The sequence below is a fragment of the Streptomyces sp. NPDC005775 genome (assembly GCF_042871565.1).
Taxonomy (GTDB): Bacteria; Actinomycetota; Actinomycetes; order Streptomycetales; family Streptomycetaceae; genus Streptomyces.
Map to the genome: position 1 here is coordinate 1 of NZ_JBIAIU010000019.1, position 14,329 is coordinate 14,329.

The following is a 14,329-nucleotide window of genomic DNA, read 5'->3' on the forward strand; positions in this document are numbered from 1 at the left end:
CACGAAGGCTGGGGACTCGGCAGCTACTGCTACTTCAACGTCGACCCGACCATCCGCCAGGACCACGGCTTCCAGGCCCCCGTGAAACCCGGAGTGAAGTTCCACGACCTGCTCGTCGTCTCCCTCGGCGGCCAGGGCCAGTACGAACACGTCATCAACAACACCGGCTCACCGACTTCGGGGACGGACACCATTCCGTCCCAGGTGGTGTCGTTCCCCTAAGGGCCGGCCCCGCAGCCTACGAACCCCGCTCCTCGGTCCACACCGGCCCGTTCAATCCGCAGCGTTCCGTTGAACTCAGTGCGCCCCGTCACTCCACGACGGGGCGCACTGGTGTCAGGCCCGGCCGCCCGCCGTCACGGCCTTGAGTTCATCGAGGGACTCGTGGATGTACGCGCCCATGGCCCGGTCGTCGGTGCCGGCGATCCAGCGTTCGAACGCGACCTTGAAGACGGCGATCCCCGCCTCGGCCGCCAGGCTCGCGGCCGGTTCCGCGACGCCGCGCGCCCGCAGGGACTCGGCGAGCGCCGCGGCGAGTGAGGCGAGCTTGATCAGCTCGCGCTCCCTCAGCTCCGCGTTGGCCGAGATGACCTTCTGGCGCCGCCGGGACTGCTCGCGACGCTCGTCGAACACTGCTGCGGCGGCGTCGAGCGCCGTGGCCACGGCGTCGATCGGCGACGCGGTCGCGGGAGCCCCGGTGAGCGTGTCCACGAGGAGCCCCTGGAGCGAGGCTGAGCCCGCGAACAGGACCTCCCGCTTGTCGGCGTAGTGCCGGAAGAACGTCCGCTCCGTGAGCCCCGCCCGCGCGGCGATCTCGGTCACGGTCGTCTGCTCGTAGCCGCGCTCGCCGTACAGCTCCATTGCGGCCTGCTCCAGCCGGCCCCGCGCGTTCGGCTCCCATCGACTCATGCCGCCGATTCTATGTGATGACAGTGACAGACATCAGGAGTAGGGTGATGTCAGTTGCTGACATTGAACGATGCCGGTCGCTGACCTTGACTTTCCGGGTCGGCCGTTTGTGGCGGGCACGCCCGAACGGCCGACCCACTCTGGAGGATTTCCATGCGTGTATTCATGACCGGCGCGTCCGGCTGGATCGGCTCCGCCGTCGTTCCCGAGCTCCTCGACGCGGGCCACCAGGTCGTCGGGCTCGCCCGTTCGGACGCCTCGGCCGAGGCGCTCACCGCCGCGGGCGCCGATGTGCGACGCGGGGAGCTGGACGACCTCGGCACCCTGCGTGACGCGGCTGCCGACGCGGACGGCGTGGTCCACCTCGCGTTCAAGCACGACATCGCCTTCTCGGGGGGCTTCCAGGACGCCGCCGCCGCGGACCGCCGGGCCGTCGAGACCTTCGGCGAGGCGCTCGCGGGTTCAGGCAAGCCGTTCGTCATCGCCTCCGGAACGCTCGGGCTCGCCCCGGGCCGGGTCGCCACCGAGGAGGACGGGCAGACCCCCGACTGGCCGGTGCCCTTCAACGCCGCGCGGGAGCGCCTGGCCACGGCTCTGCTGACCGTCGGCCTCGCCTCACGCGATGTCCGCTCCTCCGTCGTGCGTTTCCCCCCGACGGTGCACGGCGAAGGGGATCACGGCTTCATGGCAGCCCTGGTCGGGATCGCCCGCGACAAGGGCGTCTCCGGCTACATCGGCGACGGGGCCAACCGCTGGCCGGCCGTGCACCGCGCCGACGCCGCCCACCTCGTCCGCCTCGCGCTCGAGTCCGCCCCGGCGGGATCAACCCTGCACGCGGTCGACGAGGAAGGGGTCCCGCTCCGTGACGTCGCCGACGCCGTCGGGCGTCGCCTCGGTCTCCCCGTCGCCTCCGTGTCCGCCAAGGACGCGGACGCGCACTTCGCCTGGCTGGGCGGCCTCGTGGGGGTGGACGGGCCGGCCTCCAGCGCGCTGACCCGCACCGCGTTCGGGTGGCAGCCGACGCACCCGGGGCTGATCGAGGACCTCGACAAGGGGCACTACTTCGATGCCCCGCCCGCGTGACGGCCGCCTGAACGCGTCACGGACGCCTGAATGCCTGACGGTCTGACTGCCCGGCCGGCTGCCCCGCTGCCCCGCTGCCCGCCGGGGAAGCGCCTTCGGCTCCAGAGGCGCGTCCGGAACCGGAGGCGCTTTCGGCTCCGGAGGCTCGTCCGGAGTTGCGGAGCAGCCAGGTCACTGGTCGCGGCGGTGCACCGCGACCACCGCGACCGTGCCGGCCAGCAGCGCCCAGGCGACGTAGACGGTCCAGGCTCCGGCGACCGTCCACGGATAGAGGATCGACGCATGGAGATCCGACGCCGACAGCCGCTCCCACGCACTGAAGGGCAACGTGTGCTGGAGCACCGCCGTCAGATGGCGCCGGTCGCTGAGGACCATCGGGAGCAGGAGCAGCACCACCACGCATCCGATGACGGAGCCTCCGGTGTGGCGAATCACCGCGCCGATCGCCAGGCCCGCGAGCGCGGCCACCGGCGCGAGCAGTGCGGAGGCCACGATGACACGCACCGCGCCAGGGTGGGAGAGGGAGACGGAGGCGTCCCTGCCGGCGAGGATCGCCTGCGTCGACGCGAACGATGCCCCGGCGACGAGTGCGCCGAAGACCGCGGTGACGGCAGTGAGGACGAGGGCCTTGGCAGCCATCACCGAGCGGCGTGCCGGGACGGCGGTGAACGTGGTGCGGATCAGACCCGTGCCGTACTCGCCGGTTATGGATACGGCACCGATCGCGGCGACGGCCAGCACCAGCACCATGGCGGCGTTCCCGGTGAAGGCGTCCATGAGCGGCGAGCCGTTGGCGATGAAGGACGCGCGGCCGTGCTCGTCGTACGCGTACCAGTACTTGTAGTGGTCGTAGGCCGTGCCGGCGTTGAACGCGATGACGGCCAGCGCGGTGATCGCGTACATCCAGGAAGTGGAGCGCAGCGACCACATCTTGAGCCACTCGGCGGCCAGCAGGTCACCGAAGCGGGCACGGGGTTCGTCGTTCGTCACGCGGGCGGGGGGCGCGGTCGTGACCGGTGCCGTGGTCATCGGGGGTCTCCTGCGAGGTATTCCACGCTGTCTGCGGTGAGTTCCATGAACGCCTCCTCCAACGAGGCGCCGAGCGTCGTGAGTTCGTGGAGCAGGACGTGGTGGCGCAGGGCGAGCTCACCGATGCGGGCGGCGGTGAGCCCGGTGACTGTGAGCCGATCGCCGTCCCGGACCACCTCGGCGCCCTCGGCGGTGAGCAGCGGGGTCAGGCCGGCAGGGTCGGGGGTTCCTACGGTCACGCTCAGGCGGGTGCTCCGGGAGGCGAACGCGGTCAGGCTCTCGGCGGCGATGAGCTCTCCGCGGCCGATGACGACGAGCCGGTCGGCGGTGTGTTCCATCTCCGTCATCAGGTGGCTGGAGACGAACACCGTGCGGCCTTCGGCGGCGAGCCGGCGGAACAGCCCGCGCACCCACAGCACACCTTCCGGGTCGAGGCCGTTGAGCGGTTCGTCGAAGAGCAGCACCGGCGGGTCGCCGAGCAGCGCGGTGGCTATGCCGAGGCGCTGGCGCATCCCGAGGGAGAAGCCGCCGATGCGGCGGCGGGCCGCTCCCGCGAGGCCCACGTCCTGGAGCAGCTCGTCGACCCGGGCGCGCGGGATGCTGTTGCTGCGGGCCAGCATCGCGAGGTGGGCGCGGGCGGTGCGGCCGCCGTGGACGTCGCCCGCGTCGAGGAGGGCGCCGACGTGCCGCAGTCCGCGTGGGTGGTCGCTGAACGGCCGGCCGTGCAGGGTGGCCGTTCCGGCGGTGGGCTCGATCAGGCCCAACAGCATGCGCAAAGTAGTGGTCTTACCTGCCCCGTTGGGGCCCAGGAAGCCGGTGACCTCGCCCGGCCGTACGGTGAATGTGAGGTCCTTGACGACGGTGGCGGCGCCGTATCGCTTGGTCAGTCCGTTGAATTCGATCACTCCACCACTGTCCTGTCCGCGCCCCGCGTGTGTCTTCGGACCAGCGGTGACATCTGGCGGGGGGCGGTGTCGACCCAGGGTGTACAACCGTGGTCCGATGCCTGTCCGCGAGGCGCTGGCTACGATCAGCACATGTCCCCAACGCCCTCGCTGCCCCGACTCAAACTCATCCCGCCGGGCTGGTGGGTTGGGGCGGGCTGGTATGCGGGCGTGCTGCTCACCTTCCTCGTGCGGGTGCGGCTGCCCGGCGAGTACGAGCCGTCCGTCCGGCCCGGGGTCTTGTTCTACCGGTGGGACGGGCTGCTCACCCAACTGCTCGCCGCAGCCTTGGCCGCGGCCGGATGTGTGGTGCTGGAGCGGCGTCCCCTGAAGGGCCTGGCCCTGGTGCTCGGTGCCGCCGCGCTCGCCACCATGTCGTTGAGCGTGGGTGAGATTCCGCTTGCCCAGTTCCTGGCCGCCGATGTGGCGCTGTACTTCATAGCCGCCACCCGGTCCCGCCGGACCGGTCTCGCCGCCCTTCTGATGGCGCTCGGCACCCTTGCCGGCTTCTTGACCATGCGGTTGCTGGCCGGGTGGGTCGTCGGCACGTCCGCTGAGCTGGTCGTCGCACTGACCGCCGTCGTCGCCTGGCTTGTGGGGGGCTCGGCGTACGAGTCGCGCCTGCACAATGAGCGTATGGCCGCACGGTCAGCCGAACAGGCAGTGGTCCAGGAGCGGTTGCGGATCGCCCGCGAGATGCACGACATGGTCGCGCACAGCGTGGGCATCATCGCCCTCCAGGCAGGTGCGGCGGCCCGAGTCGTGCACACCCGGCCGGACGCCGCGCGCGAGGCGATGAGCGCGGTGGAGGCCGCGGGCCGCGAGACGTTGTCGGGGCTGCGCCGGATACTCGGCGCTCTGCGGGAGACCGACTCCGGGGATGGACGCGCCGCGTCGGAGAGGGCGCCGTTGCGGCCGGCGGAGGGCCTCGCCGACGTGGAGCGGCTGGCGCGGGCGACGACCGCGGCCGGGGTCCGGGTGGAGGTGCGCTGGGAAGGCGACCGGCGTCCGCTGCCACCGGACATCGACCTGTCGGCGTTCCGCATCGTCCAGGAGTCGGTGACCAACGTGGTCCGGCATGCCTCGACCGATGCCTGCCGGGTGTCCATCGCGTACGGCTCCGAGGAGCTCGCCATCGAGGTCGTCGACCGCGGCCGGGGAGCGGGCAGCACCACGGAACGGGGGTTCGGCCTCGTCGGCATGCGGGAGCGTGTCGCGCTGCTGCACGGGCAGTTCGAAGCGGCACCGCACCCGGAGGGCGGCTTTCGGGTGACGGCCCGGCTGCCGGTGCCTGCCGCGGCGGCGGCGGCCGCGGGGAGCACGGCATGAGCGACGGGACGCCCGGAGCCGCGGAGCCGATCCGCGTCGTGCTCGCCGACGACCAGCCGCTGGTGCGCGCCGCGTTGCGCATGGTCATGGCCGAAACCAGCGACATCGACGTCGTCGGCGAGGCGGGGACGGGCGAGGAGGCGGTCCGGCTGGCCACCGAGCTCACCCCCGATGTGGTCGTGATGGACATCCGAATGCCGGGACTGAACGGCATCGAGGCCACCGAGCGGATCGCGGCGGGCCCGGCCACCGCCCATGTGGTCGTCCTGACCACCTTCGATGACGACGACTACGTGTACGGCGCCCTGCGCGCCGGTGCGGCCGGCTTCCTGGTCAAGGACATGGCGTTGGAGGAGATTCTGGCTGGGGTCAGGGTGGTGGCGGCTGGTGACGCGCTGCTCGCGCCGGGCGTGACCCGGCGGTTGATCAAGGAGTTCGCGGGCCGTCCGGCAACCGCGTCACCCTCCAGGCCCCTCACGGCGATCACCGACCGGGAGCGCGAGGTCCTGGTGCTGGTCGGCAGTGGGCTGTCCAATGCGGAGATCGCCGAGCGGCTGTTCATCAGTGTCGCCACGGCCAAGACCTATCTGACCCGACTGCTCGCCAAGCTCGGTGCCCGGGACCGGGTGCAGCTCGTCATCATCGCGTACGAGGCGGGGCTGGTGACGGCGGCCCGGTGAGGAGAGGGCCACCCGAACGGGCCACCGCACACGGCCGCACCACACTGGTACCCACCACGAACGGTCCACCACCCAGCGGCCCACCGCGCGCAGGCCCCCCACGAACGGTCCACCACCCAACGGCCCACCGCGCGCAGGCCCCCCACGAACGGTCCACCACCCAACGGCCCACCACCCAGCAGCGCAGCGCGCACGGGCCCGTGCATACCCGGGCCCTACAACCAGCCCTTCTCCCGTGCCATCCGGACTGCCTCCGCGCGGTTGCGCGACGCCATCTTCTGGATCGCCATGGAGAGGTAGTTGCGGACCGTGCCCTGGGACAGGTGCAGCGCGGCGGCGATCTCCGCGTTGGTCGAGCCGTCCGCGGCGGTGCGCAGGACATCGCGCTCCCGCGCGGTCAGGGGGCTGGCGCCGTCGGCGAGGGCGGCGGCAGCGAGAGTGGGGTCGATGACGCGTTCCCCGGCGAGCACCTTGCGGACGGCTTCGGCGAGTTGGGACGCGGGTGCGTCCTTCACCAGGAAGGCGTCCGCGCCCGACTCCATCGCGCGGCGCAGATAGCCGGGACGGCCGAAGGTGGTGACGACGACGACCTTGACACCGGGGAGGTCGCGGCGCAGTTCGGCGGCCGCCTCGATACCTGTCATGCCGGGCATCTCGATGTCGAGCAGGGCCACGTCGATGCCGTGCTCCCTGGCCGCGGCCAACACCTCGTCGCCGCGGGCGACCTGGGCGACCACCTCGATGTCGGGTTCCAGGCCGAGGAGCGCCGCAAGGGCCTCGCGCACCATGGACTGGTCCTCGGCGAGGAGAAGTCTGATCATGCTCATTCCCCGGATCCTAGGCCGGATTCGAGCGGAACGCTGAGGACCGTGGTGAAGCCTTTGCCCGAACGGGGATCGGTGGCCCGGGTGATGAGAGTCCCGTCGACCGAGGCGAGGCGCTCGGTCATCCCCGTGAGGCCGTTGCCCCGCGTCGTGCCGGTGGCGCCGCGGCCGTTGTCGGCGACGGTCAGTTCGAGGACACGTCCGTCGAGGGTCTGCCGGGGGGCGAGGGTGACCGTGCAGCGATCGGCGCCGCTGTGGCGTACGACGTTCGTGACGGCTTCACGCAGCGCCCAGGCGAGCACCTCCTCCGCCTTCTCCGGGAGGTCCTCGGGGGTCTCGGCCGGGATGTCGGCGGTGATTCCGGCGGCGGCGAGAGCGGTTCTGGCCCCGGCCAGTTCGCCGGGGAGGGTCGGCCGTCGGTAGCCGGTGACGGCGCTGCGTACGTCCACGAGGGCCTGGCGGCTGACCTGTTCGATGTCGGCGACCTGGGCGGCAGCCTGTTCCGGGTGGTCGGGGAGCATCCGTCCGGCCAGTTCGCTCTTGAGGGTGATCAGGGAGAGGGAGTGGCCGAGGAGGTCGTGCAGGTCACGGGCCAGGCGCAGCCGTTCCTCGTTGGCGGCGAGCTGGGCGACGGTGGCGCGGGCTTCGCGGAGCTGGATCGTGGTGCGGATCATCTGCCGTACGCCGGACATCGCGAAGCCGCCGAGGAGTGCGGGGAAGACCAGGGCCGTGATGATCTCGCGGGGGTGGTCGCCGGTCAGGCCGATGCCCACCAGGACGGCGGTGACGGCGGGAATCAGCCAACGGGCGGTCCGCATCGGCAGGGTGGCGCCGACGGAGACGGACACGTACACGAAGAGGACCAGCCACGGCGTGCCGAACGTCAGGGAGAGCAGGACGGCGAGGGCCCAGAGGAACGCGAGGGCGGATCGGACCCGAAAGGGGTCCAGCGCCTTCGAGGTGTGGCGGAAGAGCAGGACGAGGTAGCTACCGACGAAGACGAGGAGACCGAGGGTTCCGAGCGCGGTCGCCCACGGAGTGTGATGGCCGTCGGCGAGATCCTTGACCGGTGCGCTCATGAAGGCGAGCCAGATACCGATCCACAGGAGCTTGGTCCCGACGAGCCGTGCGCCGGTGTGTGAGCTCCCGGAACCCATGGGCGCCTCGTCCTCGTTCATGCCGTCCCCCCGCCCTCGTCCTCGCATGCCGTCCCCCCGCCCTCACTCACGCCGTCGTACCGTCCCCGCCCTCGTCCTCGTCCTCGTCCTCGTTCATGCCTTCAGGGTGTCCTTCCGGTAGAGCCAGGCGGCGCCGCCCGCGAAGATCAGGAAGTAGACACAGAGGATGGCGACGTCCTTGCCGTGTGGCGCGCCGCCCAACTCGACGGCCTGGCCGAGTGCAGCGTACGCGTGGGTGGGCAGCCACTCGGAAATGTTCTGGATCCACTGCGGGAAGGTCGCGCTCGGCATCCACAGGCCGCCGAGGATCGAGAGGACGAAATAGATGATCATGGTGATCGGGCGGACCGCGTCACCGCTGGCGAGGTAGCCGATGGCAACCCCGAGCGCGGCGAAGACCAGCGAACCGGCCCAGATGACGCCGGTGAGGGCGAACCACTGCCACAGGTCGAACCGTACGTGCTTGGCGGAGGCCGCGACGAGGAAGACGACCACGATGCAGGGCAGGGTGACCATGGCGGCGCTGGCGATCTTCGCCAGGACGTAGCCGCGGCTGGGCAGGGCGGTCAGCCGCAGCTGGCGGACCCAGCCCTTCTCGCGCTCCTTGGCGATGCGTTCGCTGTTGCCCATCAGCACGGCGGTCAGGGCGCCGAAGGAGGCCATGGACACCATGAAGAAGGACTGCAGGGTGAGGTCGGTGCCCGGCACCTTGTCGGTGGTGTTCTGGGTGCCGGAGATCAGCAGGTAGATCACCGACGGGTAGATGATCGAGAAGAACATGAACTTCTTGTTGCGCAGGGTGCGGGTCACTTCGAGTCTGACGAGCGCCCACGAAGAGAGATTCAGCATGAGGTCCTGGCCTCCTCGGCCTCGGTGATGGCGACGAAGGCCTGCTCCAGGCCGAGTCCCGCGACTTCGAGTTCGCGCGGGAAGAGACCCAGTCCGTAGACGGCGTGCACGGTGGCGTCGGCGTTGTGCGACTGGATACGGACGCGGCGGCCGGCGATGTCCAGCGTGGAGAGGAACGGCAGCGCGCGCAGGGCCTCTTCGTCGATCGCGCCCTCCAGCTCGAAGGAGATACGGCGGGCCCCGGCTCTCGCCTTGATCTCGGCGGCGGTGCCGTCGGCGAGGATCCGGCCCTTGTGCAGGACCAGGACGCGGTCGGCGATCGCGTCGGCCTCTTCGAGGTAGTGGGTGGCGAACAGGACGGTACGCCCCTGGTCGGCCTGCTCGCGCATGGTGGCCCAGAACGCCTGGCGGGCGGTGACGTCCATGCCGGTGGTCGGCTCGTCGAGCACGATCAGGTCGTTGGCCCCGGCGGTGGCGAGCGCGAACCGCACACGCTGTTCCTGGCCGCCGGAGAGCTTGTTGACCATGCGGTCGGCGATCGGTGCGATGCCGGCGCGGGCCAGCACCTCGCTCACCGGGTAGGGCCTGGGGTGCAGGGTGCAGACGAGCCCGACCAGCTCGCCGACGGTGACGTCCTCCATGAGGCCGCCGGACTGCAGCATCGCGCCGACACGGCCGGCGGCGATGGCCGCCTGAGGGGTCGTACCGAAGAGGCGGACCGTCCCGGAGTCGGCGGTGCGCAGGCCGAGGAGGAGGTCCAGGGTGGAGGACTTGCCGGCGCCGTTGGGGCCGAGGAGCGCCACGGTCTCGCCGGGGTGGAGGTCGAGGGTGAGCCCGTCGACGGCGCGTACGTCTCCGTAGGCCTTGGTGACCCGGTCGAAGCTGACCACGGCGGTCTTCGCCGCGGTGACTTCGGAGGCTGTCGTTGTCATGCGTCCAGCCTGGCTCAGCGGAGGGTGCGCCCGGCAGGGTCACGGGTCGTGGATCCGGGATGACAGATGTCATGCCGTACGGATGACGGCGGCGCCGGTGTGATGGCCGGTACGCACCACCGCCCCCGGCCGGAGGTCCGGCCGGGGGCGGTGGAGCGCGGGGCGGGCCGGGTCAGCCGTTGCCGCCGAGATCGATCGTGACGGTCCGCTCGGCTTCCGTCTTGCCGAGCAGCGCGCCCCTCATCGCGAAGGCCACGTCGTCCGGGCCGACCTGGTGCTTCGTACCGTCGCCCTTGGTGACCATGATCCCGTCGAAGACGCCTCCGCAGAGTTCCTCGATGGCCTTCTTGTCGTAGTGGTCGACGAGCTTGCCGTCGACCGGCACCATCGAAAGGATCTTCGGCAGCGACTTGGCGGGGCCGAACGGGATCTGCTTCGAACCGGCCTTGATGACGATCAGGCCGGACATCGCGGGCTCCGCGAACTCCTTCATCGCCCGGTCGATCTCGGCCTGGCTGATGGTGGGTTCGCCGGCGGTGACGGGCAGCTGGACGACGTTCGCCTTGCCCGTCTCGACCTGGGCGCGGTACGCGTCACGCACCGAGCGCATCGACTGGTTGACGTCGAGCACCTTGCCCGCCTTGCCCGGGACGGGGACGGCCTTGCCGGGCACGAACTTGATCGTGCCGTCGGTGGCCGAGCCCGAGGCGCCGGACAGGTCCTTCAGCGCGACGCCGAGCTTCTCCTCGTCGACCGGGATCACCGGATCGACCGTGCGCTCGCTGCCGAAGAGGGAGCCGATGACGGAGACCGGGTTGTAGTCGCTGCCCGCCGCGGCGCGCACGGTCGCCTGGCCGTCCAGGGAGAGCCCGGCCTTGTCCGGGGCGAGCTGCGTCTTCCTGCCGTCCACGGTCAGCTGGAGCGGGGCCGTGGACCGCTTGCCGAACGCGGCGTCCAGCTTCTCGACGGCGTCGTCCCTCGTCCCGCCGCCGATGTCGACGCCGAGGACGGTCGTGCCCTTGGGGACGTCCGAGTGGTTCATCAGCAGCCCGGCGCCGTAGGCGACCCCGAGGAGACAGACGGCGGCCACGCAGAGCATGACGAGCTTGGAGCGGCCCTTCTTCGCCGGGGCGCTCGGCGCCGCGGGTTCCGGGGCGTTACGGGCGGCGGGCTTGGGCGCCCGATCGGCGACCCCGCCCGGCCCGGCCGGTCCGGTGCCCATCGGGCTGTCTCCCGCACGGGGACCGGAGTCGGCGAACGGCGACGGCGCCCCCGACGAGCGGTGCTCCGGAGGTACGACGGGGATGCCGCTGGTGAGCGTGTCCCCCGAGACGTTGCCGCCGGGGCCGGAGGGGCCGCCGGGGCCGGAGGGGCCGCCGGGGCCGGGCCCGAACTGCGGGGTGAGCACCGCGGTGTCGTCCGACATCCGCGGCGGGACGCCTCCGGGGGTGCCGGGGCCCTGCGCACCGCCGGGGCCCGCCGGTCCGCCCGGTCCCGGGCCGAAGGGTGCCCGGCCGTCGAGGTCCGGGGTGAGGGCCGAGGTGCCGGTGGCCGGCCCCGTGGTGGGGCCGGACGGTCCGGGCGCACGGACACCGAGGTGCGGCGTGGAGCGGGGCCCGCCGGCACCGTCGCCACCACCGAAACCGCCGGCACCGTCGCCACCACCGAAACCGTCAGATCCAGGCCCACCACCGAAACCGTCAGATCCAGGCCCACCGCCGAAACCATCGGACCCCGGCCCACCGCCGAAACCGTCGGACCCGGGCGCGCCCGGGTCACCCGCGCGCTGCGGTCCGTCGGAGAAGTAGGGCAGATCGGGGCGAGGGCCACCCGAAGGACCGGAACCCGGACCGTCCGGCCGGCCCCCGGAGCCGGGGCCACCGGCCGCGAAGCCGGAACCACCGGAACCGCTGGCACCACCGGGGCCACCCGCACCACCAGAATCACCCGCACCATCGGCGCGGAACCCGGCCCCGTCCGTCCCGTCGCTGGGCGGGGTGCCGGCCGAGGCGCTCGCTCCCGCCGGAGCGGCGGCCGGGGACTTGCGCGGTGCGAACCAGTCGCTGCCGCTCTTCTCCCTGGCCGGCTTCTCGGCAGCCGGCTCCGCCACGACCGGCGTCTCGCCGGTCTCGGGCCCCGGCACGCCCGGCGCCGCCTGCGCGCCGCCCGGGGCCGAGGCGCCCGGGCGCGGGGTGGAGCCGGTGCGCTCACCGCCGGCGCCGTTGACGTCGCTCATGGGCGTACGCATGACAACCGGGGGGATGGGGCGCGAACCCGGGATGTTGATCCGGATACGCGTCGTCAGCGTCGTCTCGGTCCTCGGCTCGTCGGGCTGAGGCGGATCCGCAGGCTCCGGGGACTCCTCCGGGGCGTCCTGTGCAGGATGCAGCGACGGATACTGGCGGGATCCGTACGGCGGCGTACCCGAGGGGTACGCGGCTCCTCCGCGACCCTGGGGTCCGGAGGACGAACTGTCAGTTTCACGACTCAAAGCAGGTTCTCCCGATTGGCTCCGCCGCCCGTACTTCCCCCGTGCCGCAGGCCAGGGGGCGGCTAGGAGGGTACTGAAGATCTTGGCCGGATCAGGGAGCGGCGCCTGGCGCGTGCAGCCGCAAGGCGCCGGAGCGTCCTCACAGCGGAGCTATTAGGGCGTTCAGCAAACGCCACAGTTGTGCGTGCCAGGCATCTCGAACCCGGCCAAGATCTTCAGCACCCGACTAGGCGCGCGAACCACCTTACTGGCCGCGGCCGACAGACACCCCGCGACCGGGGGAAACGACTACCCACCCCCCGGACGGAGCGAGAGCATTACGGGATCGGACGTGGCACATTACTTGCCAGGTCGGCCGCTTTCGGCACCCAGTTGAGGCGTCCGCGACATGGTGGCACAGATCACAGCGATGGCCATGCCGCCCAGCATGAAGAGGGCCAGGCCCAGTTCGTCCCCGAAGACGTAGTCCCCTTCGGGTCTACCACCCAGCAGAACAATGACCGAAATCAGCCACCCCGCGGCAGGCGCCACGGCCCCGGGCTGTGTGCCCATGAGGCACCGACCGCCGTAGAAGAGACCTGCGGACGCGAGCAGGGCCAGCAGCAATCCGCCGGGGAACCAGGCGGATTGGACGAGTGTTCCGGCGATCCCGACGAGGGCGCCGAGAACCGCCAGGCCCAGCAGGGCGGCGATCCGGCGCGGGTTGAGGGGGGCGGCCAGGCCGGTGGCCGGAATGTCCCTCGGAGGGGCGTTGGTCCGCGCCGCCCGGGGCCTGTTCCCGCTCACCGGTCCGCCTCCGTCAGGCCCGCGAAGAGATCCTGCTCGCGGGTGCCCCCTCCGTCGGCGGGGCCGCTCACCAACTCGTAGTACTCGGTGGTGAGGACGGGTTGACCGAGGTCGTTCGACAGCGCGAAGAAGGGGCCGTCGACCGCGATCTGCGTGGCGTGCGCCCGCATCGCCGCGACTTTCGCCTCGCCGCATCCGACGCCGTCGATCTCGGTGGTGATCAGGGCGTCGTCCACCACACCCGGTACGTCGCCGATCTCGGCGACGCCCCCGAACGCGTCGGGGGCGGTGGCCCGCAGCCGGGCGAAGCCCTCCTCGGCGACCGAGCGGGGCACCCGGTTCCAGTAGGTCTTGGCGATGGTGTGCGCGGCGCCGGAGGCGGGGCGGTACGCGGGGTCGGCGGCCAGTTCGGCGGCGCGCGTCGCGACCCGGTGCGCCTGGATGTGGTCGGGGTGCCCGTAGCCCCCCTCGGGGTCGTACGTCACCAGCACCTGCGGGCGCACCTCGCGGATCACCTCCACGAGGTGTCCGGCGGCCTCGTCGACGTCGGCGGACCAGAAGGCGCCGGGGCGCCCGTTCTGCTCGGCGCCCATCATTCCGGAGTCGCGGTACCGGCCGGCGCCGCCGAGGAGGCGGTGGTCGGCGACCCCCAGCTCCTTCATCGCCGCCGCGAGTTCACCACGACGGTGGGGGCCGAGGGAGTCCTCCCGGTCCGCGGCGAGATGGGCGAGCGAGGGCGGGATGATCTCGCCCTCCTCTCCGAGCGTGCAGGTCACCAGCGTGACCAGGGCGCCGTCGGCCGCGTACCTGGCCATGGTGGCGCCGTTGTTGATCGACTCGTCGTCGGGGTGCGCGTGCACCAGGAGCAGACGCCGGGCGGGAAGGTCCGTCATGGGGACCACCCTACGAGCCGACGGCCCCCCGGACCGACGGCGGCCACACCGGCGAGGCCGAACGGCAGCGCACGACCACCGGCGTCAGAACTTGATGCCCCCGATCATGCCGGCCACGTTCGTGGTCAGCTCGGAGATGGTGGGCGCGATGGACGAGCTGGCGAGATAGAAACCGAGCAGCGCGCAGACGACCGCATGTCCCCCCTTCAGTCCGGATTTCCGGATCAGCAGGAAGACGATGATCGCCAGCAGCACCACCGCCGAAATCGAGAGCGCCACGACGGTTCACCTCCATCTGTACGGTCGGGACGGGCAGCACGCATGGAGCCAGCAGGTTCATACCCACCGAGCGCTACGGATCATAACTATCCGTGGCAACGCATTGATCGGGGCACAGCAGCA

14 protein-coding genes and 1 pseudogene are annotated in these 14,329 nt (G+C 71.5%); 4 read left to right on the top strand and 11 right to left on the bottom strand.

All coding sequences use genetic code 11. The features are described from left to right. Nucleotides 1–222: pseudogene (locus tag ACFYPA_RS33185) on the top strand (coagulation factor 5/8 type domain-containing protein); the annotation flags it as partial. A gap of 114 nt (nucleotides 223–336) precedes the next feature. On the opposite strand, the gene ACFYPA_RS33190 reads toward ACFYPA_RS33185, so the two are convergent. After that, nucleotides 337–909 (bottom strand): helix-turn-helix domain-containing protein, encoded by a 573-nt coding sequence (locus ACFYPA_RS33190; RefSeq protein WP_389136089.1) that lies wholly within the window; start codon nucleotides 907–909, stop codon nucleotides 337–339. A 153-nt stretch (nucleotides 910–1,062) separates the two neighbouring features. Here ACFYPA_RS33190 and ACFYPA_RS33195 point away from each other — a divergent pair, with 153 nt between their 5' ends. Continuing rightward, nucleotides 1,063–1,992 carry an SDR family oxidoreductase gene (locus tag ACFYPA_RS33195; RefSeq protein ID WP_389136092.1) on the top strand — a complete coding sequence of 310 codons (930 nt, stop codon included), beginning with the start codon at nucleotides 1,063–1,065 and terminating at the stop codon, nucleotides 1,990–1,992. A gap of 171 nt (nucleotides 1,993–2,163) precedes the next feature. On the opposite strand, the gene ACFYPA_RS33200 is transcribed toward ACFYPA_RS33195, so the two are convergent. Together ACFYPA_RS33200 and ACFYPA_RS33205 are read right to left on the bottom strand one after the other, a co-directional pair. Then, nucleotides 2,164–3,021, bottom strand: a complete 858-nt coding sequence (locus ACFYPA_RS33200; RefSeq protein ID WP_359319945.1) for an ABC transporter permease — start codon at nucleotides 3,019–3,021, stop codon at nucleotides 2,164–2,166. Next, complete coding sequence (locus ACFYPA_RS33205) at nucleotides 3,018–3,926, bottom strand: ABC transporter ATP-binding protein (RefSeq protein ID WP_389136095.1); 909 nt, start codon at nucleotides 3,924–3,926, stop codon at nucleotides 3,018–3,020. The genes ACFYPA_RS33200 and ACFYPA_RS33205 overlap by 4 nt, the downstream gene beginning before the upstream one ends. 132 nt (nucleotides 3,927–4,058) lie before the next feature. On the opposite strand from ACFYPA_RS33205, the gene ACFYPA_RS33210 reads away from it, so the two are divergent. Then, nucleotides 4,059–5,294: a sensor histidine kinase gene (locus ACFYPA_RS33210; RefSeq protein WP_389136098.1), complete on the top strand. Its 1,236-nt coding sequence runs from the start codon at nucleotides 4,059–4,061 to the stop codon at nucleotides 5,292–5,294. Then, entirely contained in the window at nucleotides 5,291–5,974 is a 684-nt protein-coding gene (locus ACFYPA_RS33215) for a response regulator transcription factor (RefSeq protein ID WP_359319939.1), read from the top strand. Before ACFYPA_RS33210 ends, ACFYPA_RS33215 begins: the two co-directional genes overlap by 4 nt. Before the next feature lie 215 nt (nucleotides 5,975–6,189). Here ACFYPA_RS33215 and ACFYPA_RS33220 read toward each other — a convergent pair whose 3' ends face one another. The 8 genes from ACFYPA_RS33220 to ACFYPA_RS33255 form a co-directional block, all read right to left on the bottom strand. Continuing rightward, entirely contained in the window at nucleotides 6,190–6,801 is a 612-nt protein-coding gene (locus tag ACFYPA_RS33220; protein WP_359085309.1) for a response regulator transcription factor, read from the bottom strand. Further along, nucleotides 6,798–7,976 carry a sensor histidine kinase gene (locus ACFYPA_RS33225; RefSeq protein ID WP_389136102.1) on the bottom strand — a complete coding sequence of 393 codons (1,179 nt, stop codon included), beginning with the start codon at nucleotides 7,974–7,976 and terminating at the stop codon, nucleotides 6,798–6,800. Before ACFYPA_RS33225 ends, ACFYPA_RS33220 begins: the two co-directional genes overlap by 4 nt. Nucleotides 7,977–8,069: 93 nt before the next feature. Then, the gene (locus tag ACFYPA_RS33230) at nucleotides 8,070–8,825 is read right to left on the bottom strand and encodes an ABC transporter permease (RefSeq protein WP_359085308.1); all 756 of its coding nucleotides are present in this window, start codon (nucleotides 8,823–8,825) and stop codon (nucleotides 8,070–8,072) included. Beyond that, nucleotides 8,819–9,757, bottom strand: a complete 939-nt coding sequence (locus tag ACFYPA_RS33235) for an ABC transporter ATP-binding protein (protein WP_359085307.1) — start codon at nucleotides 9,755–9,757, stop codon at nucleotides 8,819–8,821. Before ACFYPA_RS33235 ends, ACFYPA_RS33230 begins: the two co-directional genes overlap by 7 nt. 172 nt (nucleotides 9,758–9,929) lie before the next feature. Next, the gene (locus ACFYPA_RS33240) at nucleotides 9,930–11,993 is read right to left on the bottom strand and encodes a hypothetical protein (protein ID WP_389136106.1); all 2,064 of its coding nucleotides are present in this window, start codon (nucleotides 11,991–11,993) and stop codon (nucleotides 9,930–9,932) included. 594 nt (nucleotides 11,994–12,587) lie between these two features. Further along, nucleotides 12,588–13,034, bottom strand: coding sequence for a DUF6113 family protein (locus ACFYPA_RS33245; protein WP_359085305.1), 447 nt, complete (start codon nucleotides 13,032–13,034; stop codon nucleotides 12,588–12,590). Beyond that, nucleotides 13,031–13,927 (bottom strand): N-acetyl-1-D-myo-inositol-2-amino-2-deoxy-alpha-D-glucopyranoside deacetylase, encoded by an 897-nt coding sequence (gene mshB / locus ACFYPA_RS33250; protein ID WP_389136109.1) that lies wholly within the window; start codon nucleotides 13,925–13,927, stop codon nucleotides 13,031–13,033. The genes ACFYPA_RS33245 and mshB overlap by 4 nt, the downstream gene beginning before the upstream one ends. 84 nt (nucleotides 13,928–14,011) lie before the next feature. Next, complete coding sequence (locus ACFYPA_RS33255) at nucleotides 14,012–14,206, bottom strand: hypothetical protein (protein ID WP_018100847.1); 195 nt, start codon at nucleotides 14,204–14,206, stop codon at nucleotides 14,012–14,014. Between the last annotated feature and the right edge of the window lie 123 nt (nucleotides 14,207–14,329).

Coding starts and splice junctions, on each gene's coding strand:
- ACFYPA_RS33190 (WP_389136089.1), bottom strand. CDS start 909: ATGAGTCGATGGGAGCCGAACGCGCGGGGCCGGCTGGAGCAGGCCGCA.
- ACFYPA_RS33195 (WP_389136092.1), top strand. CDS start 1,063: ATGCGTGTATTCATGACCGGCGCGTCCGGCTGGATCGGCTCCGCCGTC.
- ACFYPA_RS33200 (WP_359319945.1), bottom strand. CDS start 3,021: ATGACCACGGCACCGGTCACGACCGCGCCCCCCGCCCGCGTGACGAAC.
- ACFYPA_RS33210 (WP_389136098.1), top strand. CDS start 4,059: ATGTCCCCAACGCCCTCGCTGCCCCGACTCAAACTCATCCCGCCGGGC.
- ACFYPA_RS33215 (WP_359319939.1), top strand. CDS start 5,291: ATGAGCGACGGGACGCCCGGAGCCGCGGAGCCGATCCGCGTCGTGCTC.
- ACFYPA_RS33220 (WP_359085309.1), bottom strand. CDS start 6,801: ATGAGCATGATCAGACTTCTCCTCGCCGAGGACCAGTCCATGGTGCGC.
- ACFYPA_RS33225 (WP_389136102.1), bottom strand. CDS start 7,976: ATGAACGAGGACGAGGCGCCCATGGGTTCCGGGAGCTCACACACCGGC.
- ACFYPA_RS33230 (WP_359085308.1), bottom strand. CDS start 8,825: ATGCTGAATCTCTCTTCGTGGGCGCTCGTCAGACTCGAAGTGACCCGC.
- ACFYPA_RS33235 (WP_359085307.1), bottom strand. CDS start 9,757: ATGACAACGACAGCCTCCGAAGTCACCGCGGCGAAGACCGCCGTGGTC.
- ACFYPA_RS33240 (WP_389136106.1), bottom strand. CDS start 11,993: ATGAGCGACGTCAACGGCGCCGGCGGTGAGCGCACCGGCTCCACCCCG.
- mshB (WP_389136109.1), bottom strand. CDS start 13,927: ATGACGGACCTTCCCGCCCGGCGTCTGCTCCTGGTGCACGCGCACCCC.